The 17,139-nt window shown below is 60.3% G+C and carries 18 protein-coding genes and 2 pseudogenes; 7 read left to right on the forward strand and 13 right to left on the reverse strand.

The window, feature by feature from the left end; all coding sequences use genetic code 11:
- Nucleotides 1-84: 84 nt before the first annotated feature.
- Both KGB23_RS08580 and KGB23_RS08585 read left to right on the forward strand, forming a co-directional pair.
- Complete coding sequence (locus tag KGB23_RS08580; protein ID WP_223430671.1) at nucleotides 85-879, forward strand: DUF4349 domain-containing protein; 795 nt, start codon at nucleotides 85-87, stop codon at nucleotides 877-879.
- Between the two features lie 153 nt (nucleotides 880-1,032).
- Nucleotides 1,033-1,347 (forward strand): annotated as a pseudogene (locus KGB23_RS08585) (phage infection protein); the annotation flags it as partial.
- Nucleotides 1,348-1,436: 89 nt separating this feature from the next.
- Here KGB23_RS08585 and KGB23_RS08590 read toward each other — a convergent pair.
- Nucleotides 1,437-2,531: a DUF1615 domain-containing protein gene (locus tag KGB23_RS08590; protein ID WP_223430673.1), complete on the reverse strand. Its 1,095-nt coding sequence runs from the start codon at nucleotides 2,529-2,531 to the stop codon at nucleotides 1,437-1,439.
- A gap of 184 nt (nucleotides 2,532-2,715) precedes the next feature.
- Here KGB23_RS08590 and KGB23_RS08595 point away from each other — a divergent pair, with 184 nt between their 5' ends.
- A complete protein-coding gene (locus tag KGB23_RS08595; protein WP_223430674.1) occupies nucleotides 2,716-4,251 on the forward strand; it encodes an FAD-dependent oxidoreductase in 1,536 nt (511 codons plus the stop codon).
- Between the two features lie 62 nt (nucleotides 4,252-4,313).
- On the opposite strand, the gene hemB is transcribed toward KGB23_RS08595, so the two are convergent.
- On the reverse strand, nucleotides 4,314-5,288 hold the full coding sequence (hemB, locus tag KGB23_RS08600) for a porphobilinogen synthase (RefSeq protein WP_150656420.1): 975 nt from the start codon (nucleotides 5,286-5,288) through the stop codon (nucleotides 4,314-4,316).
- Between the two features lie 188 nt (nucleotides 5,289-5,476).
- Between hemB and KGB23_RS08605 the strand changes: the two genes are divergently transcribed.
- Nucleotides 5,477-6,097, forward strand: coding sequence for a LysE family translocator (locus KGB23_RS08605; protein WP_223430675.1), 621 nt, complete (start codon nucleotides 5,477-5,479; stop codon nucleotides 6,095-6,097).
- A gap of 16 nt (nucleotides 6,098-6,113) precedes the next feature.
- On the opposite strand, the gene KGB23_RS08610 is transcribed toward KGB23_RS08605, so the two are convergent.
- The gene (locus tag KGB23_RS08610; RefSeq protein ID WP_223430676.1) at nucleotides 6,114-6,956 is read right to left on the reverse strand and encodes a PhzF family phenazine biosynthesis protein; all 843 of its coding nucleotides are present in this window, start codon (nucleotides 6,954-6,956) and stop codon (nucleotides 6,114-6,116) included.
- Between the two features lie 18 nt (nucleotides 6,957-6,974).
- Nucleotides 6,975-7,688 (reverse strand): glutathione binding-like protein, encoded by a 714-nt coding sequence (locus KGB23_RS08615; RefSeq protein ID WP_223430677.1) that lies wholly within the window; start codon nucleotides 7,686-7,688, stop codon nucleotides 6,975-6,977.
- Between the two features lie 370 nt (nucleotides 7,689-8,058).
- On the opposite strand from KGB23_RS08615, the gene KGB23_RS08620 reads away from it, so the two are divergent.
- Nucleotides 8,059-8,733: a histidine phosphatase family protein gene (locus KGB23_RS08620; RefSeq protein WP_223430679.1), complete on the forward strand. Its 675-nt coding sequence runs from the start codon at nucleotides 8,059-8,061 to the stop codon at nucleotides 8,731-8,733.
- A gap of 136 nt (nucleotides 8,734-8,869) precedes the next feature.
- Here KGB23_RS08620 and mnmH read toward each other — a convergent pair whose 3' ends face one another.
- The gene (mnmH, locus tag KGB23_RS08625; RefSeq protein WP_223430680.1) at nucleotides 8,870-9,973 is read right to left on the reverse strand and encodes a tRNA 2-selenouridine(34) synthase MnmH; all 1,104 of its coding nucleotides are present in this window, start codon (nucleotides 9,971-9,973) and stop codon (nucleotides 8,870-8,872) included.
- Nucleotides 9,973-11,007 carry a selenide, water dikinase SelD gene (gene selD / locus KGB23_RS08630; protein WP_033057379.1) on the reverse strand — a complete coding sequence of 345 codons (1,035 nt, stop codon included), beginning with the start codon at nucleotides 11,005-11,007 and terminating at the stop codon, nucleotides 9,973-9,975. The genes mnmH and selD overlap by 1 nt, the downstream gene beginning before the upstream one ends.
- A gap of 242 nt (nucleotides 11,008-11,249) precedes the next feature.
- Here selD and KGB23_RS08635 point away from each other — a divergent pair, with 242 nt between their 5' ends.
- Complete coding sequence (locus KGB23_RS08635) at nucleotides 11,250-12,206, forward strand: nucleoside-specific channel-forming protein Tsx (RefSeq protein ID WP_223430682.1); 957 nt, start codon at nucleotides 11,250-11,252, stop codon at nucleotides 12,204-12,206.
- A 133-nt stretch (nucleotides 12,207-12,339) separates the two neighbouring features.
- Here the strand turns inward: KGB23_RS08635 and KGB23_RS08640 are convergent, their stop codons facing one another.
- The 3 genes from KGB23_RS08640 to KGB23_RS08650 form a co-directional block, all read right to left on the reverse strand.
- A complete protein-coding gene (locus KGB23_RS08640; RefSeq protein ID WP_223430683.1) occupies nucleotides 12,340-13,296 on the reverse strand; it encodes a zinc-binding alcohol dehydrogenase family protein in 957 nt (318 codons plus the stop codon).
- A gap of 28 nt (nucleotides 13,297-13,324) precedes the next feature.
- Nucleotides 13,325-13,498 carry a DUF1427 family protein gene (locus KGB23_RS08645; RefSeq protein ID WP_082555777.1) on the reverse strand — a complete coding sequence of 58 codons (174 nt, stop codon included), beginning with the start codon at nucleotides 13,496-13,498 and terminating at the stop codon, nucleotides 13,325-13,327.
- Between the two features lie 95 nt (nucleotides 13,499-13,593).
- Nucleotides 13,594-14,373 (reverse strand): AraC family transcriptional regulator, encoded by a 780-nt coding sequence (locus KGB23_RS08650; protein WP_223430684.1) that lies wholly within the window; start codon nucleotides 14,371-14,373, stop codon nucleotides 13,594-13,596.
- Nucleotides 14,374-14,518: 145 nt separating this feature from the next.
- On the opposite strand from KGB23_RS08650, the gene KGB23_RS08655 reads away from it, so the two are divergent.
- Entirely contained in the window at nucleotides 14,519-14,746 is a 228-nt protein-coding gene (locus KGB23_RS08655; protein WP_150656427.1) for a DUF6555 family protein, read from the forward strand.
- Between the two features lie 47 nt (nucleotides 14,747-14,793).
- On the opposite strand, the gene KGB23_RS08660 is transcribed toward KGB23_RS08655, so the two are convergent.
- The 4 genes and pseudogenes from KGB23_RS08660 to KGB23_RS08670 all read right to left on the reverse strand — a co-directional run.
- Entirely contained in the window at nucleotides 14,794-14,958 is a 165-nt protein-coding gene (locus tag KGB23_RS08660; protein ID WP_046049906.1) for a metallothionein, read from the reverse strand.
- A gap of 341 nt (nucleotides 14,959-15,299) precedes the next feature.
- Nucleotides 15,300-16,121: a methyl-accepting chemotaxis protein gene (locus tag KGB23_RS30370; protein WP_411741490.1), complete on the reverse strand. Its 822-nt coding sequence runs from the start codon at nucleotides 16,119-16,121 to the stop codon at nucleotides 15,300-15,302.
- Between the two features lie 84 nt (nucleotides 16,122-16,205).
- Nucleotides 16,206-16,982: pseudogene (locus KGB23_RS30375) on the reverse strand (cache domain-containing protein); the annotation flags it as partial.
- The coding region (locus KGB23_RS08670) for a hypothetical protein (protein WP_223430686.1) at nucleotides 16,960-17,139 on the reverse strand (180 nt) is incomplete at its 5' end. The gene KGB23_RS08670 and the pseudogene KGB23_RS30375, both read right to left, overlap by 23 nt.

A 17,139-nucleotide genomic window follows, 5' to 3' on the forward strand; every position in this document is an offset into this window, starting at 1 on the left:
GATACAGGTAAGATACGCCTCCCGGGGCGCACTCATGACTACCCGTCGCGGTTCAAGCCCTACTGCACACGTCAAGGAAAGAACATGCGCCAACAGGATGGCGGTCTCGCCCCGCTTCTTCGTCTCTATGGGTTGCTTCTGGCTGGTTTAGCCTTGAGTGGCTGCTCGCCGAGCGAACACTCGTCTTCGGCCAGTCTAGCCGGTGAACAAGGGCGCGGTGGCGCCATGCTCGCCTATGAGCACGAACTGCAACTGTTGCTGCCCCAGGCGCAAATCGGGCCGCGCTTGCAGGCCACACGCGAGGCCTGCGAAACCGCACGCTTCGGGGCCTGTAACGTTCTGCGGATCGAGCAAGGCGCCGGCCGCGCCGAGATCACTTTGCGCATTGCCCCCGCTGGCGTCGAACCGCTGGTCACGATGGCGGCCGAGGGTGGAGAACTGGGTCAACGGATCACCAGCGCCGAAGACCTGGCCGATGCCGTGGACGACACACGTCGGCGTCAAGAGCGACTCAAGACTCAGCAGCAACGTCTGGATGAGTTGGCGACCCGCAAAGACATCAGCGTTACGGATCTGATCACCTTGAGCAAGGAACAGGCCGGGATCGAAAACGACCTGCAAGCCCTGGCCCAGATCGCCGCCGGGCACCAGCGCCGACTGGACACCAATCGGGTCACGCTGTCGTTCCTGCCGACCGGTGCCAGCAGTCGCTCGTCGCACCTGAGCCAAGCGTTCAGCAATTTGCTGGACAACCTGGCCGATGGCGCCGCCGATGCGCTGGAAAAAGTCAGCTACGCCCTGCCCTTCCTGATTCTGGCCTTCCCGCTGTTCATGCTGTGGGTCTGGTTGTGGCGCAAGTTTGTCCGTCGTCGCACGTGAGTCGTTGAACTGAACCATCGTGCTCGCGTGGGGTGCGTCGTCCTTCCTATCATTGCCGTCGATGTTCACCATCACGGCAATGAAGTTCTCATAAAAAATCCGCGGCGTAACATCAGCTCCAGACCCAACAACTACACCCCGGAGCACACCATCATGAAACGCCAAACTATCCTCAGCATCGTTTTCTCGGTTTTTGCAGTTAACGCTTTCGCCGCTACCTCTACTCACCCGGTTGTCGCTGAAGGCGGCTCGGATCGTCTGATTGAAAGTCGAGTGGCTGAAGGTGGTTCGGATCGTCTGATCGAAAACCGCGTGGCCGAAGGTGGTTCGGATCGTCTGATCGAAAACCGCGTGGCCGAAGGTGGTTCGGATCGTCTGATCGAAAACCGCGTGGCCGAAGGTGGTTCGGATCGTCTGATCGAAAACCGCGTTGCTGAAGGTGGTTCGGACCGCCTGATCGAAAGCCGCGCTGTATAAATGAATGGTTTTTCCGCAGCACTCAATGAAAAACCCGGCCTTATCAGCCGGTTTTTTTTACGCCTGTTTTTTGCGATCGGTCACTTGCCGGCCCGCGCCATGCAACGCTGATAACGCTCATCGACCCGCTTGGCAAACCACGCCGTGGTGAGTTTTCGGGTGATTTTCGGGCTTTGCAGCGCAATCCCCGGCAACACCGCACGCGGTAATGGCCGACCTTCCGCCTTTTCGGCCAGGGCGAAAACCCGTGCATAGAGCTGGGTGTCCTCGAACGCGAAGTTTTTGCCCTCCTCCAATTGGTCCCGAATGGTCGGATTGCGCATGCCCAGTTGCTTGCCGAGGGTACGCACCGCCAATTCCGTGGTGCCAGGCATGATCGAGTCGTAGCGGACCAGGTCACCATCCAGCGCCAGCGGTATGCCCGACGCGCGACTCACCGCGTTCTGAAACGCGGCATTGCGACTGGCGTACCAACCGGCATTGAAATCGGCAAAGCGATACAGCGGTTGTTTGTAGCTCACCGGATAACCGAGCAAGTGGGCAATACCGAAGTACAGGCCGCCGCGACGACTGAACACTTCATGACGGATCGAGCCGTCCACCGGGTACGGATACGCCTTCGCCTGTTGCTCGGCGAAATCGATGCTGACCTGCATTGGCCCACCGGTGTGCACCGGGTTGAACCCACCGAACAGCGTCCGGCCCATGGGCACCATGCCAATGAAGTCATCGAAAATCGCACTGAGCTCTTTTTCGCTGCGCGCGGCATTGAGTCGGTCTCTGTAGCTTTTTCCGTTGGGTGAACTCACCAGTAGTGCACCGCTCACCAGCAGGCCGGGGATATGGACTTTGTCGGCACGGCGGTCGATCTCCTCGCGGGCGATTTTGCCCAGGCCCGGTACCGGCGGGTCCACCTGAAAGGTCGATTCCTGCTCGGTGACCGCCAGCACCGAACACAGGTTTTGGGTGGATGGATAAATGCTCTGGGCAGCAAATGCTGCGTAAATATCGGTAGCCCAGCCCTGGCGATCGGCGGTTTGGGCCGGCAGCAGACGCACGATCTCGGCCTTGACCTCGGCAGGCTTGCGCGCAGGGAGCTCTTGCGTGCGCTGAGTGCCGCAACCCGCCAGCACCAGCAGCGCGGCGACGCTCATCATCAATCGATTGGCTTGCATGTTGCTCCATCAAATCCGTTGAGCCGGGTTAACCATACGATCAATGGCATGGCGCAGGCTATGACTCTCGCCGCAGCCCACTGTTCCCCCGTAGCAGCGCGGGGGTGTTTTCCGTTTGGCAGACAACCTGCCCGTCCGTCGCGGCTGAACCATACTTGAGCCACACACCGAGGAGGACAGTCTCATGAACCGTAGCGACGTTCTGATCATCGGCGCCGGCCCGACCGGGCTGGTGTTGGCGCTGTGGCTGAGCAAACTTGGCGTGCAAGTACGCATCATCGACAAGACGTCGGCACCCGGAACCACTTCGCGGGCGCTGGCCGTCCAGGCGCGGACGCTGGAGCTGTATCGCCAGCTCGACCTCAGCAATGCGGTGGTGCAGAACGGCCATCGTGTGGCCGCGGCGAACTTCTGGGTCAAGGGCGAACCCGTGGCGCGCTTGCCGCTGAGCCGCATCGGCGAAGGCCTGACGCCCTATGCGTTCCTCGAAATCTTTCCTCAGGACGAACACGAACGACTGCTGATAGACCGCCTCGAAGCCTTTGGCATCGAGGTCGAGCGCAACACTGAACTTGAGAGTTTCATGGAAACCGGTGACGGCATCACCGCCTATTTGCGCTTGGCCGATGGTCAGGAGGAAACCTGCCAGGCTTGCTATCTGGCAGGTTGTGACGGTGCCCGGTCGATCGTGCGCAAGACCCTGGACACCGGGTTTCCCGGCGGCACCTACCAGCAGATTTTCTACGTCGCCGACGTGCAAGCCAGCGGGCCGACGTTCAACGGCGAACTGCATGTGGATCTTGATGAAGCGGATTTTCTCGCGGTGTTTCCCTTGGGCGGTGAAGGCCGCGCCCGTCTGATCGGCACCGTACGCGACGAGCGCGCCGAGCAAGCCGAAACCCTGCAATTTGAAGACGTCAGCAGCCGGGCCATCGAGCATATGAAAGTAAAGATCGAGCAACTGAACTGGTTCTCGACCTACCGCGTGCATCATCGGGTGGCGGATCATTTTAGCACCGGGCGCGCGTTTCTATTGGGTGACGCCGCCCACGTCCACAGCCCTGCCGGTGGCCAGGGCATGAACACCGGCATTGGAGACGCCATCAACCTCGCCTGGAAACTCGCGGCGGTGTTGAGCGGCGGCGCTGAGGCCAAACTCCTCGACACTTACGAAACCGAGCGCATCGCGTTTGCCCGAAAACTGGTCGCCACCACCGATCGGGTGTTCACTTTCGTCACGGCCGAAGGGCGCATGGCCGATGTGCTGCGCACGCGTCTGGCGCCGTTCGTGATTCCGAAAATGGCATCGTTTGAGGCGTCCCGGGAATTCCTGTTTCGCACGGTGTCGCAGATCACCCTGAATTATCGCGGGATGCCGTTGAGCACGGGCGTTGCCGGTCATGTTCACGGTGGCGACCGCCTGCCCTGGGCTCACGACAGTGAGGGGGACAATTTCGAATCGCTGAAATGCGCGACCTGGCAAGTGCATGTGTATGGCGACACCAGCGACGAAATGATCGCCTGGTGCCACGAACATCATTTGCCGTTGCAGGTGTTTGACTGGCGGCCGGCGTTTGAAGCGGCAGGCCTGGGACGTAACGGGTTTTACCTGTTGCGGCCGGATACGTATGTGGCGATTGCCGACAACTCTGCCGATCCCAAGGTGATCGAGCGGTACTTCCGGGATCACGGGATCAGGCCGTTTTTCGGCGCGAACTGATTCAACACAGTCCAAATGTGGGAGCGGGCTTGCTCGCTCCCACATTTAATCTGCAGTGATACTTAGATCCCGGCCAGGGCCAGGTCCATCGCGAAGTAAGTGAAGATCAAATCCGCCCCGGCCCGTTTGATCGCGCCAAGGCTCTCACGCACTACGCGAGCCTCATCTATCGCCCCAGCCTGCGCGGCGAATTTGATCATCGCGTACTCGCCGCTCACCTGATACGCCGACAGCGGCAAACGCGAGGCTTCACGAATGTCGCGGATGATGTCCAGGTACGCGCCGGCCGGTTTGACCATCAGCGCGTCGGCGCCTTCCTGCTCGTCCATCAGTGATTCGCGCACGGCTTCGCGGCGGTTCATCGGGTTCATCTGATAGCTTTTGCGGTCGCCCTTGAGTGCGCTGCCGCCGGCTTCACGGAATGGACCGTAGAGCGCCGAGGCAAACTTGGTCGAATAGGCCATGATCGCGGTCTGGTTGAAACCCGCTTCATCGAGCGCACGGCGAATGGCCTGAACCTGCCCGTCCATGGCGGCCGACGGAGCGATCACATCGGCGCCGGCACGGGCCGCGGCCACCGCCTGTTTGCCGAGATTGATCAGGGTCTGGTCGTTGTCGACCTCATGGTTGTGCAGCACGCCACAATGGCCGTGGTCGGTGTACTCACAGAAGCAAGTGTCGGACATCACGATCATGTCCGGCACCGCATCCTTGGCGATGCGCGACATGCGCGACACCAGACCGTTGTCGCTCCAGGTGTCGCTGCCGTTGCCGTCCAAATGGTGCGACACGCCGAACGTCATCACCGACTTGATCCCGGCCCGGGCATAACGCTCGATCTCACCCGCCAGTTTCGACTCTGGAATACGCATCACGCCGGGCATGCTTTTGATCGGTACGAAGTCGTCGATGTCTTCCTCGACGAAAATCGGCAACACCAGATCGTTCAAGCTAAACTCGGTTTCCTGGAACAGGCTGCGCAGGCTCGCATTGCGGCGCAGACGGCGTGGACGTGCTTCGGGGAACTGACTGGACATGAGGGGTTCCTGAAAAACGGAGGACGAGACGAAAGTCGTAGGGGACGAAGCTTATGCCCTCAACGGTCAGGGGCACAAACATCGATTGCGGAAGACTTTGTTGCGAGCCCGGCAATAATCCGCCCTCATTGCGCCGGCTAAAGACAACGTTCAGGATTGAGCAAAACCAACACAGGGAGTGACGCAGCATGTTTGATATCCAAAACTACGGCAGCTTCATTGCCGCGATTCTGATCTTCCAGTTAATGCCTGGGCCGGGCACCTTCGCCATCCTCAACGCCACCGCCCGCAATGGCCTGGGCGCCGGGTTCGGCGCCGTGGGCGGCACGCTGCTGGGGGATGCGACGTACATGATTGCGGCGGCCATCGGTCTGGCGGCCGTGATGCAAGCCAATCCCTTGCTGTTCCAGATGCTGCAGTGGTTCGGCGCCGCGTACTTGTGCTGGATCGGCCTGCAATTGCTGCGCGCGCCAGCGGCCCGGGACTCGGCGGGGCTGGAGCCGAAACGGTCGGCCCGGCTCTACTTTCGCACGGCCCTGGCGGTGAGCCTGACCAACCCCAAGGTCATCCTGTTTTTTGTGGCGTTTTTTCCGCTGTTCATTCGCCCAGATGCCTCCAGTCTGACCCTGGTCGCGATGATGCTGCATGTTTCGCTCATCAGCGCGCTGTATCAGGGTTTGCTGGTTCTGCTGGGCAATGCCGCGGCCCGTCGTTTGAAAGCCATCCCCATGGCGCGAAAAATCGCGTCCGGCGCCGCCGGTATGGCGCTGGTCGGGTTCGGGATCAAACTGGCGGCGAGTAACCGTTAGGCCGCGACACTCAGCGCTACAGACTCAAGGTTCCGCTGATGCAGGTCACTACCGCGCCGCCGATCCAGATCTCGTCGCCCACTTGCTCGACCTGAATGCGTCCGGCGCGGCCCATGGTCAGGCCCTGGCTGACCACATAGGACGCCGGCGCCAGTCCTTCGCTGAGCAGCCATTGGGCAATCCCGGCGTTCAGGCTGCCGGTGGCGGGGTCTTCCGGCATGCCGTCGTCGGAGATGAACGCCCGCACTTCGAACTGTGCGTCATCGCCATCGCGCTCTGGATGCCATGGCGCGATGACACCGACGGCCAGGCCGAGCATTTGCGAATGATCCGGTTGCAGGTCCAGCACCTGCTGGCGATCCTCGACCATCACGGCCAGCCATCCGGCACCGTTGTCGACCCATTGAGTGCGCACAATCGCCCCCGATTCCAGCCCGAGCCCCCGCCGCACCCGATCCACCACATCCGCCTCCACCGGCCCGGTTTTGAGCAATGGCGGTGCGAGAAAGGCCAGCTCTGCCCCTTGCCGACGAACCCGCACCAGCCCCACGCCGCACTCCTGAATGATCTCTTCGCCCTTGGGCACACCACCGGCCTCCAGCCACGCATGGCAGGTGCCCAGCGTCGGATGGCCGGCGAACGGCAATTCGTTCAGGGTGGTGAAGATCCGCACGCGATAATCGGCGCGAGGATCGCGCGGTTCGAGTATGAATGTGGTTTCGCTGAGGTTGGTCCAGCTGGCGAACGCCGCCATGCGCTCATCACTGAGCTCATCGGCGCCGAGCACCACCGCCAAAGGATTGCCCTTGAGCGCAACACGACTGAAGACATCTACTTGCTTGAAATCGAATGAGTGCATGGCCTGCCTTGGTCTTGATCAAATCGAAGCGTTTGACTTGGGAATTTCCAGCCCGCGCATCACCGCCGGCCGCACCAGAAAACGTTCCAGCACCCGCGTAACGTTGGTGAAGTCCTTTATGCCCACCAGCTCGCCCGCCTCATAGAAGCCAATCAGGTTGCGCACCCAGGGGAAGGTCGCGATGTCCGCGATGGTGTAGCGCTCGCCCATGATCCAGTCGCGCCCTTCCAGGCGGTTATTGAGCACATTAAGCAGGCGTTTGCTTTCATCGACGTAGCGGTCGCGGGGACGTTTGTCCTCGTAGTCCTTGCCGGCAAATCTGTTGAAAAAACCGACCTGGCCGAACATCGGCCCGATGCCGCCCATCTGAAACATCAGCCATTGAAGGGTCTCGTATCGCGCCGCCGATTCCTGGGCCAGCAGTTGCCCACTCTTGTCGGCCAGGTAAATCAGAATCGCCCCGGACTCGAACAACGCCAGGGGTTGATCCCCCGGACCGTGGGGGTCGAGGATGGCCGGGATCTTGTTGTTGGGGTTCAGCGAAAGAAATTCCGGGGACATCTGATCATCGGTGTCGAAGCCCACACGATGCGGCTCGTAGGGCAGTCCGATCTCTTCCAGCATGATCGACACCTTGACGCCGTTGGGTGTCGGCAAGGAGTACAGCTGGATCCACTCGGGATATTGAGCCGGCCATTTTTGGGTAATCGGGAACGAGGACAGATCAGTCATGGGGAAGGATCCACGAGAAAATCGAGAGTGACGATCATAATGTAGGAGCTGCCGAAGGCTGCGATCTTTTGCCTTTATCAATATTACTGATGAGCAAGATCAAAAGATCGCAGCCTTCGGCAGCTCCTACACGTGTAACGTGTCCACAAATCCGCAACATCCTGTCGATAACCTAAGCTCCAACCCGTTCAAGGTTACCGGTACATTGCTGCGCACTTGCCGGAATCGAACCAAATGGGTATCAGAGGACTCTGAGTACTGCCCCTTTGAAACGGACCGGCTCAATGACATGGAAAACACGCGACGCAGGAATTTCGCGGTGTAAAGGTTTGTCAGCCTTAACCGAATGCGCTGAAGACCCCTTAATTCCATGATGAACCCTCTGAAATTCGCCAACCGCTTCAAACATCGCGCTTATCTGTTACTGCCCGCCCTGCTGGCAGCCGGCGCGCTGTTTCTGGTGCTGGAATCCCGCGAAAGCCGCACCCAACCGGCAAACGGCACCCAGACGCTGGTGTTCCTGCGTCATGCGGAAAAACCAGAGGGAGGCCTCGGCCAGCTCAACTGCCAGGGCCTGAACCGCGCCATCGACCTGGCCACCTTGCTACCGGAAAAATTCGGCAAGGCCAACTACGTGTTTGCCGCCAACCCGACGCGCAATGTCGAGGAAGGCGAACTGGACAATTCCTACAGTTACATCCGTCCCCTGATGACCATCAGCCCCAGCGCGATCAAGCTCGGTTTGCCGGTGAACATCAACTTCTCGGCCAACGACACCAGCGACCTCGCGGATGAATTGCTTCAAGACAAGTACCACAACTCGGTCATCTACACCGCCTGGTCCCACGGCTACTTGCCCGAGCTGATCAACAAGGTTGCGGGAGAAGCCGTCGGCAAGAAACAGACCATCGTCGATGACTGGGAATCCAGCGATTACGACTCGCTGTTCGTGCTCACCCTGACCTGGCACAACGGCAAGGCCAGTGTGCAGAGCCACGCCTACAAGCAAGGTCTGGATAATGGGCGGGAGACCTGTCCAACTTGAGTGGTGCAGTGCCTGATCGGCCCCTTCGCGAGCAAGCCCGCTCCCACATTAGATTTTTAGTGAGCACACTATTTGTGTATGGAAAAGATCAAATGTGGGAGCGGGCTTGCTCGCGAAGGGGCCGGTAAATACGACATCATCCTCGCTGGGAAACGCGCTCTCGCAGGTACTCAAGCACCGCAGCCCGCTCCCCCGCAAACTCAATGCGCCCCCCTTTCTTCTCCCGCTGAAATGCATACATCGGGTCGTAATACTCGCGAAGCAACCCTTCGATCCAGCCCCGGTGCAAGTCCACTGCCCCGCTGCTCGCCTGCTCCGTCAGCGCCTCTTCCATCAACATCAACATCCGCCGATGGCGTTCACCGCCCAGACGTTTCTGCACATTGTTCAGGCTCTCCAGCAAACGCTCGGAAAACAGCGCGAAGCCTTCATCGCCATGCACGCCGATGAACTCGGCACACAAGTCCACCACGTAATCGCGCAGGATCCGTTCGACTCGTCCTTCCAGGCTGTCTTCCAGCCAGACCATCGGGAATTGTTGCATGCCCTGAAACAGCGGCAACGGCAGCGCACAACTGCCGATCGCGCGGCTCTCGTCTTCCAGTACAAACTGCTCGATGCCGTGGGCGCGCTTCTTCAGCAGGTCCACCGCCAAGCGGTTTTCAAAATCGATATTGGAAGGCTGGCCGGTCGCGCGTTTACCGAAACTGGAGCCGCGATGATGGGCGTGACCTTCAAGGTCCAGGCCGTTGCGTAACTGTGTGAGCACTTCGGTTTTACCGGTGCCGGTCATGCCGCCCAGCAAGACGAAATCACACTGGGCAACCGCCTGATCGAGCGTGTCGAGCAAGAAGGTGCGCATCGCCTTGTAACCGCCACCCACTCGCGGATAGTCGATGCCCGCCTCGTCCTTGAGCCATTGCTGGACGATCTGCGAGCGCAAACCGCCGCGAAAACAATACAAATACCCGTCAGGATGAGCCCGCGCAAAATCGGCCCAGGCCTGGATACGCTCGGCTTTGATCTCGCCGGACACCAACTGGTGCCCCAGCGTAATGGCCGCTTGCTGGCCGTGTTGCTTGTAACAAGTGCCGACCCGTTGCCGCTCATGGTCATTCATCAGCGGCAAGTTGATCACGCCGGGGAATGAACCCTTGAGAAATTCGACCGGCGCGCGGGCATCCATCATCGGTCGGTCGTTGAGGAAAATGTCGCGGTAATCGGTGAATTCGATGGACATCAAAACACCTCAACCGCGTTGGTCTGTCGCTCGATCAGTTCACCGATCGGCTCAAGGGTCAGGCCCAGTTCGGCGGCCACCTTGAGGAAGTGTTCGTTACCTTCAGGTGTGACCGCAACCAGCAGGCCACCGCTGGTCTGCGGATCGCAGAGCACGCGTTTGTGCATTTCCTGAAGACGCCCAAGCTTGCTGGCGTAGCTGTCGAAGTTGCGCAGCGTCCCGCCCGGCACGCAGCCTTGGTCGAGGTAATACTCGACACCCGGCAGACGCGGCACGCGGTCGTACTCAATGCGAGCGGTCACGTTGCTGCCGTCAGCCATTTCCACCAAATGCCCCAGCAGACCAAAACCGGTGACGTCGGTCATCGCGGTGACGCACTCGAGTTTGCCGAAACGGCTGCCGGGTTTGTTCAGGGTGCACATCCAGTCGCGGGCCAGGCCGATGTCGGCATGGCGCAATTTGCCCTTCTTTTCAGCGGTGGTGAGGATGCCGATGCCCAGCGGTTTGGTGAGATAGAGCAGGCATCCGGCGGTGGCGGTGTCGTTGCGCTTCATGTGGCGCTTTTCCACCAGACCCGTCACGGCGAGGCCGAAGATCGGTTCCGGCGCGTCGATGGAGTGCCCACCGGCCAACGGAATCCCTGCTTCATCGCAGACCGAACGCCCGCCGCGAATCACTTCCCGGGCAATCTCCGGCGCCAGTACGTTGACCGGCCAGCCGAGGATCGCAATCGCCATCAACGGATCGCCGCCCATGGCGTAGATGTCGCTGATGGCATTGGTGGCGGCGATGCGACCGAAATCGAACGGGTCGTCAACGATCGGCATAAAGAAGTCGGTGGTCGACACCACGCCGCGCTCTTCATCGATGGCGTACACCGCCGCGTCATCGCGCGAGGCGTTGCCGACCCAGAGTTTCGGGTCAAGGTTCTGCGCCCCGCTGCCGGCCAGAATCACCTCCAGCACCTGCGGGGAGATTTTGCAGCCGCATCCTGCGCCGTGGCTGTACTGGGTCAGACGAATCGGTTCGCTCATGGGGGACATACCTTGTGAAGTCATTGCCGAAGAGTCTACATCAACGTCGTCTCTCCTGAGGCCCCGAAAATCGTTGACCGAAAGGACAGTTAAACCCTCAAATCCGTAGCCTTTTCCGTGCCTTGAGCAAAATTGGTATGCCTTGTGCAAACGTTTGCGAGTCGCTGATACAAGCGTTTTCGCTACATAACAGCGCAAGCCCGCAGAACCGGGCCTTCGATCCGCACGAAAAGGGACTTTTAATGCACCGCACGTCCAGCCGCGTAACTTGCTCGCGCACTTTTGCTGTTTCCTTGCTGCTGGCCAGCGTTACAGGACTACTCAGCAACACCGTTTTGGCGCAACCCGCCCCCGCCGAAGAATCCGCCCAGGGCGAAAGCCTCAGCCCCGAAGCGAGCCCACCGAAAAAAGGCGTGTACCTCTCGGACTGGTTCAACCAGGACCTGACGGTCATCGGCAGCAAAGACATAAGTTTCGGCCCGCAACCGGCCGACGATATCTATCTGGAATACGAGTACTTCGGCCGCAAGGGGCCGTTCGAGTTGTACGGCTACATCGACATCCCGAAGATCTTCGACATCGGCAACAGCCATGACAAAGGCGTGTGGGACCACGGCTCGCCGGTGTTCATGGAGCACGAACCGCGGATCTCCATCGATTACCTCGCCAGCCGCAGCCTGGCCATCGGGCCGTTCAAGGAATGGTATGTGGCCTTCGACTGGATCTACGACCACGGCAGCAACAGCGCCAACCGCGCCAATACGCTGTACAGCGGTTTGGGCACCGACATCGACACCCATTCACGGGTCAACTTGTCGGCCAACTTCTATGGGCGCTACCAGTGGGAAAACTACGGCGCCAGCAACGAGTATTCATGGGACGGCTATCGCGCCCAACTCAAATACATCGTGCCGATCAGCAGCTTCAGCAACGGCGCGTCACTGACCTACATCGGGTTCACCAACTTCGACTTCGGCTCGGACTTGCACAAGGACAACCCGGCTCGCACCGCCAACGCCACCGTCGCCACCAACGTGTTGCTGTACTCGTTCACCCACTTGCGTTTCACCCTGGTCGGCCGGTATTTCCACAACGGCGGCAATTGGGAGGATGGCAGCGAATTGAATTTCGGCGACGGTAACTTCCGCGCCCGTTCCGACGGCTGGGGTTACTACGCCGGCGTTGGTTATCAGTTTTAAGTCTTGTTTGAATCAGGAGGAGATTTTGAAGAATTGGTCGACGTGGGAGAACGGTGTTCCCGAGGCATAAAGCAAAATCAAAAGATCGCAGCCTGCGGCAGCTCCTACAGGCTGCGATCTTTTGCCCTTCAAATCACGGCAACAAAATCACCTTGTCACCACTGCCTTCACTCACCTCGGCATACCGCTCCAGACCTTCTGCCAACGGCGATTCAAACAAACCCTCGGGCAACGGCAACAAGCCCTGATCGAAGAACGTGCCGAACTGCTCAAGCATCGCCGCACACGCCTGGACGCCGTACAGCAACGAGTTGATCCCCACCACCGAACCGCCCTTGCGATACAGCGCCAGGGCCGGCAATTGCACCAGGCCGTCCACCGGTGCGGCGATGATCGCGATGCGACCGAACGCGGCCAGCGCCGGGACCGAGGCCGGCAGCCAGAAACCGGTGGTGTCGAAGATCACATCGGCACCGCCGGCATACACGGCATTCACCTGTGCGCCGAGGTCCTCGGGTTTATCCAGTTGCAGCGTCTGATACCCCTGGGCCTGCAAATCCTTGATCTGTTCCGGCCGCCGCGCCGCTGCCAGTACTTGAGCGCCACGCACCTTGGCCAGCGCCAGCGCCGCAGTGCCAACCGCCCCGCCGCCGATCACCAACACGCGAGTGCTGGCCGTCACCCCACTGCGCTCCAACGCATCCCACGCCGTGGTGTACGGCACGCCGAGGCTGGCCGCCTGGGCAAAACTCAGATGGGTCGGCTTTTGCGCCACGCCGTTGGCCGGCAGTTTGACGAACTGTGCATGCGAACCGTCGGCGAAAAAGCCCAGTTCACGGCCGGTGCCCCAGACTTCCTGACCGATCAGCGCCTGCGGACCTTCAACGACCACACCGGCGAAATCACGACCGGGAATCCGCGGCAGTGTGGTGTAAGGAAAGCGCCCCAGCACGTTCTTCACATCGCTGGGGTTGAGGCCGGCCGCCTTGATCTGGACCAGCACTTCATCGGCGCCGGGGACGGGGGTAGGCACCTCAACGTAGCGCAGGGCCGAGAGGTCACCGGTCTTGTCGAATTGCAGTGCTTTCATGAGCATTTCCCTCGAATGAATAAACGGTTCAGGAGATCCAGCCAGTGACCAATTGTCGGCCCATTGGCCACAACTTCTCACCGGCCAACATGCCGAGCAGCCCTACCAGCGCGATGGCCGGTGGTGCGGGGGAACGAAAATCCAGAGCGCCGTAGAGCAAACCGACGCCCAGACCGATGACCAATGAGATGAGGAAGCTCATGGCGGACTCCGTGGGCAATTAAGGTAGGCCCAGAGTCTAAGGAGTGACAGCGAAGAGCATCGGCCAAGTGCTTCTGAATATCGGCCAAAGCGCTTTTAATCCTGACGCTGGCTCGCCGAAAATTGCGAAGGCGCGACACCCAGTTCCCGACGGAACATGTCGCTGAAGCTGCTCGGGGAATAACCCAGCTCCCGGGCAATCGCACTGACCGGCACGCCCTGGATCAACTCCGCCACCGCCGTCGCCAATTGCACCTGGCGCCGCCATTCGGCGAAGCCCATGCCCAAACCGTCCTTGAACAGCCGCGCCAGGGTGCGCACGCTGGCACCGGCGTTTTCGGCGTGTTGTTCGAAGGCAATGTCCAGCGATGGCGCGGCCATGACCGCCTGACACAGGCTCATCAGGCGCCGGTCGGAATCATCCGGCAAGGGGATTTTCAGCAGCGAGCGCCGGGCTCGCCTAAGCTCCAGCAGCGCCAGACCGACCAACGCTTCGTAATACTCGGGTGCGCCATCGTCGCCCTGCTCCACCAGCCCGACGATCAGCTCGCGCAGCAATCCGCCGACTTCGATCACCTGAACCGTGTCATCCAGCGTCGCCGCCAATGAGGGCCGCAAGTAGATGTTGCGCATCTGTAAATCCGAGACCACCCGAATCCCGTGGGGCACACCCGGCGGCAGCCACACCGCTCGTTGCGGCGGCACCACCAGCGCTTCATGGGGCGTCTCGACCCACATCACCCCGCTCATCGCATACAGCAACTGCCCCCAGACATGCTCATGCGGCTCGATGTACAAGCCGCGTGGATAGGTGCGCGCCAGCGGTTGCACGGGCACATCGGTGTCACTCAGGTCTGGAGGGGCGGCAAGGGCCATGGGCAGCAATCATTGGGGGTTTCAGAGATTGCATGGTAACGAGCCACGGGGCTTGTCGCTACGGGCGAAACCCGTCTGACAATTCGACTGAATTTTCCGTAACCCCGACGATCCTTGTATTACCACAGGGAGGAATATGGGCTTTATGAACAACGCAAAACTTTTCGTCATTGAATACACCCTTCATGGCGCGCCCAAGTCTTTCATCATCCGCCTGGACAAGATGGATAACGCGGAGGCCTGGCATTGGGCAAGTTGCGACGCGGGGGTCGGACGAATCCCTCGTTTCGGCCGAGAGAGGGTGCAAAAAACCAGCAAGCCGATGGCGGAGAAGTTCGGCGTAGAAAACGTCAAGTGGCGGCCGGCAAATTGAAATGAAAGCGGAGCCCGATCAGGCTCCACCTTTTTTTGGATGAGTGGTCAGCGTTGGGCGCACTTGCAGCCCTTGCTGGCACATTCTTCGCCATGTTCGTGGTGCTTGGCGCAGGCTTCACAGCAATAGTGCTTGCCATGGCGCGCGATCGGATGTTCGCCCAGTTTGCAGGAGCATTTGGGGCAGTCGCAGATACTTTCACTGTCGATCATGAGTCTGACTCCATTGGTTGTGGTCGTCCGGTGCGACGAATGCGCACCGTAATACCAGTGTAGGAGCTGCCGCAGGCTGCGATCTTTTGATCTTGATCTTTGGAAGGTCGGCATCGCCAAAGATCAAAAGATCGCAGCCTGCGGCAGCTCACACGGGGGTCAGCGTTAGTTGCTGCGATACTGGGACAGACTCAAATAACTGAGTCGAACATGCTTCTGTGGCGAGGGGGCTTGCCCCCGTTGGGGTGCGCAGCGGCCCCAAAGTCTTGCGAGCGCTGCGCACTCGAACGGGGGCAAGCCCCCTCGCCACGCAAGCTCCCTCGCCACAAAGGCACCGTCAGTCAGATGCGGAACTGTCCGACCAATTTGCCCAGGCGCTGGCCGAGGTCGGCCAGGCTGCGGGAGGTCTGGGCGCCGAGTTGGGTTTCGTCGGCGACGTTGTCCACGGCCACGGCGATCTGATGCACGCTGCGGTTGATCTCTTCGGCCACGGCGGTCTGCTCTTCGGCGGCGCTGGCGATCTGCGCGTTCATCGAATTGATGGTGCCGATCAACTGGGCCATGGTGTCCAGCGATGCTCCCGCTTCATTGGCCTGAGCCGACGTGCCGTCGCCGGCCTCGCTGGAACGGCGCATCGCTTCCACCGCCGACTGAGTGCCGGCCTGCAAGCGATCGATCATGCCCTGGATTTCCTGGGTGCTGATTTGCGTACGACTGGCCAGCGCTCGAACCTCGTCGGCCACCACGGCAAAACCACGCCCGGCCTCACCGGCACGGGCTGCTTCGATGGCGGCGTTGAGCGCCAGCAGGTTGGTTTGCTCGGCAATCGAACGGATCACCCCAAGCACGCTGACAATCGACGACACGTCTTTTTGCAAGCTGTCGAGAGACACGCCGCTGCTGCGAATGTCGTCCACCAACGCATGAATCTTCACGATGCTGCCGGCCACCACACGCTTGGCAGCCTGGCCTTCTTCGTCGGTCTGCTGGGCAGCCACCGCGGCGTTTTGCGCACTTTTCGCCACTTCTTGAGCGGCGGCGGACATCTGGTTGATCGCCGTGGCGACCTGATCGGTTTCGTGACGCTGACGTTCCATGGCCTGATCCGAGCGCTGGGCCTGGTCGGAGACCTGATTCACCAGCCCGGTCAGTTGCGAGGTCATTTCAGTGATCTGGCGCACCAGGCCGTGGATCTTGTCGACGAAGCGGTTGAACGAGCCTGCCAGTTCGCCGAGTTCATCCTGGCTGGTGATGCTCAGGCGACGCGTCAGGTCACCCTCGCCCGCCGCGATGTCATCGAGGTTGGCTTTCATCAGGTTCAGCGGACGCAGGATGGTGTTGGCCAGCAGCATCCCGGCGACGGCGATCACCAATAGCACCACGGCGGCAATCCCGACGATGCTCAGCACCACGCCTTGCATGCGCTCCTGGACCTTGATTTCGACCAGCGCCACTTGGGCTTCGATGCCGTCGAGGTTCACCGACGTACCAACGGCCATGTCCCACTTCGGCAGGTATTCGGTGTAGCCGAGCTTGGGCACCAGCACTTGGGTGTTGCCGGGCAGCGGTGAGCTGTATTGCAGGTAGTGGGTGCCGTCCTTGGCGACTTTCACAAGGTCGCGGTTGACGTAGACGCCATTCGGATCGCGGTTGTCCTTGAAGCTCTGGCCCACGCCTTCAGCGCTGCTGGCCTTGAACAGGCGCACGGTGTTGGAGTCGTAGCCGAAGAAGTAGCCGTCCTTGCCGTAGGTGATGCTCGACAGCAACTTGACCACTTGGGTCCGCGCCGCGTCATCACCGGGGACGGCCGCATCGTAGAGTGGTTTGATCGTGGTCATGGCCACGGCGACGTAGCTTTGCAGCGTCGCCTTGGCATCGCTGAGCAGGCGTTGGCGAGTTTCCTCGACTTCCTTGCGGGCCTGCTCCTGCAGAATGAACAACGTGGTCAGGCTGATGACCAGCGCAAAGAGCAACACCGGGAGGACGGCAAGGGACAGGACTTTAGCCTTCAGGCTCATGCGCATGACGGTTCACTCTTTTGATTTTATTGGCGTGGTTAAAGGCTTTAACGGCACGCCAGGACAAAAGTTGAGTGCGGTCAATGTGGGAGCGGGCTTGCTCGCGAAGACGGCGGCACATCCAGCATTGACGTGACTGACCCACCGCCTTCGCGAGCAAGCC

The organism is Pseudomonas sp. GL-B-26 (assembly GCF_019947405.1).
Classification (GTDB): Bacteria; Pseudomonadota; Gammaproteobacteria; order Pseudomonadales; family Pseudomonadaceae; genus Aquipseudomonas.

Coding starts and splice junctions, on each gene's coding strand:
- KGB23_RS08580 (WP_223430671.1), top strand. CDS start 85: ATGCGCCAACAGGATGGCGGTCTCGCCCCGCTTCTTCGTCTCTATGGG.
- KGB23_RS08590 (WP_223430673.1), bottom strand. CDS start 2,531: ATGCAAGCCAATCGATTGATGATGAGCGTCGCCGCGCTGCTGGTGCTG.
- KGB23_RS08595 (WP_223430674.1), top strand. CDS start 2,716: ATGAACCGTAGCGACGTTCTGATCATCGGCGCCGGCCCGACCGGGCTG.
- hemB (WP_150656420.1), bottom strand. CDS start 5,288: ATGTCCAGTCAGTTCCCCGAAGCACGTCCACGCCGTCTGCGCCGCAAT.
- KGB23_RS08605 (WP_223430675.1), top strand. CDS start 5,477: ATGTTTGATATCCAAAACTACGGCAGCTTCATTGCCGCGATTCTGATC.
- KGB23_RS08610 (WP_223430676.1), bottom strand. CDS start 6,956: ATGCACTCATTCGATTTCAAGCAAGTAGATGTCTTCAGTCGTGTTGCG.
- KGB23_RS08615 (WP_223430677.1), bottom strand. CDS start 7,688: ATGACTGATCTGTCCTCGTTCCCGATTACCCAAAAATGGCCGGCTCAA.
- KGB23_RS08620 (WP_223430679.1), top strand. CDS start 8,059: ATGATGAACCCTCTGAAATTCGCCAACCGCTTCAAACATCGCGCTTAT.
- mnmH (WP_223430680.1), bottom strand. CDS start 9,973: ATGTCCATCGAATTCACCGATTACCGCGACATTTTCCTCAACGACCGA.
- selD (WP_033057379.1), bottom strand. CDS start 11,007: ATGAGCGAACCGATTCGTCTGACCCAGTACAGCCACGGCGCAGGATGC.
- KGB23_RS08635 (WP_223430682.1), top strand. CDS start 11,250: ATGCACCGCACGTCCAGCCGCGTAACTTGCTCGCGCACTTTTGCTGTT.
- KGB23_RS08640 (WP_223430683.1), bottom strand. CDS start 13,296: ATGAAAGCACTGCAATTCGACAAGACCGGTGACCTCTCGGCCCTGCGC.
- KGB23_RS08645 (WP_082555777.1), bottom strand. CDS start 13,498: ATGAGCTTCCTCATCTCATTGGTCATCGGTCTGGGCGTCGGTTTGCTC.
- KGB23_RS08650 (WP_223430684.1), bottom strand. CDS start 14,373: ATGGCCCTTGCCGCCCCTCCAGACCTGAGTGACACCGATGTGCCCGTG.
- KGB23_RS08655 (WP_150656427.1), top strand. CDS start 14,519: ATGAACAACGCAAAACTTTTCGTCATTGAATACACCCTTCATGGCGCG.
- KGB23_RS08660 (WP_046049906.1), bottom strand. CDS start 14,958: ATGATCGACAGTGAAAGTATCTGCGACTGCCCCAAATGCTCCTGCAAA.
- KGB23_RS30370 (WP_411741490.1), bottom strand. CDS start 16,121: ATGACCTCGCAACTGACCGGGCTGGTGAATCAGGTCTCCGACCAGGCC.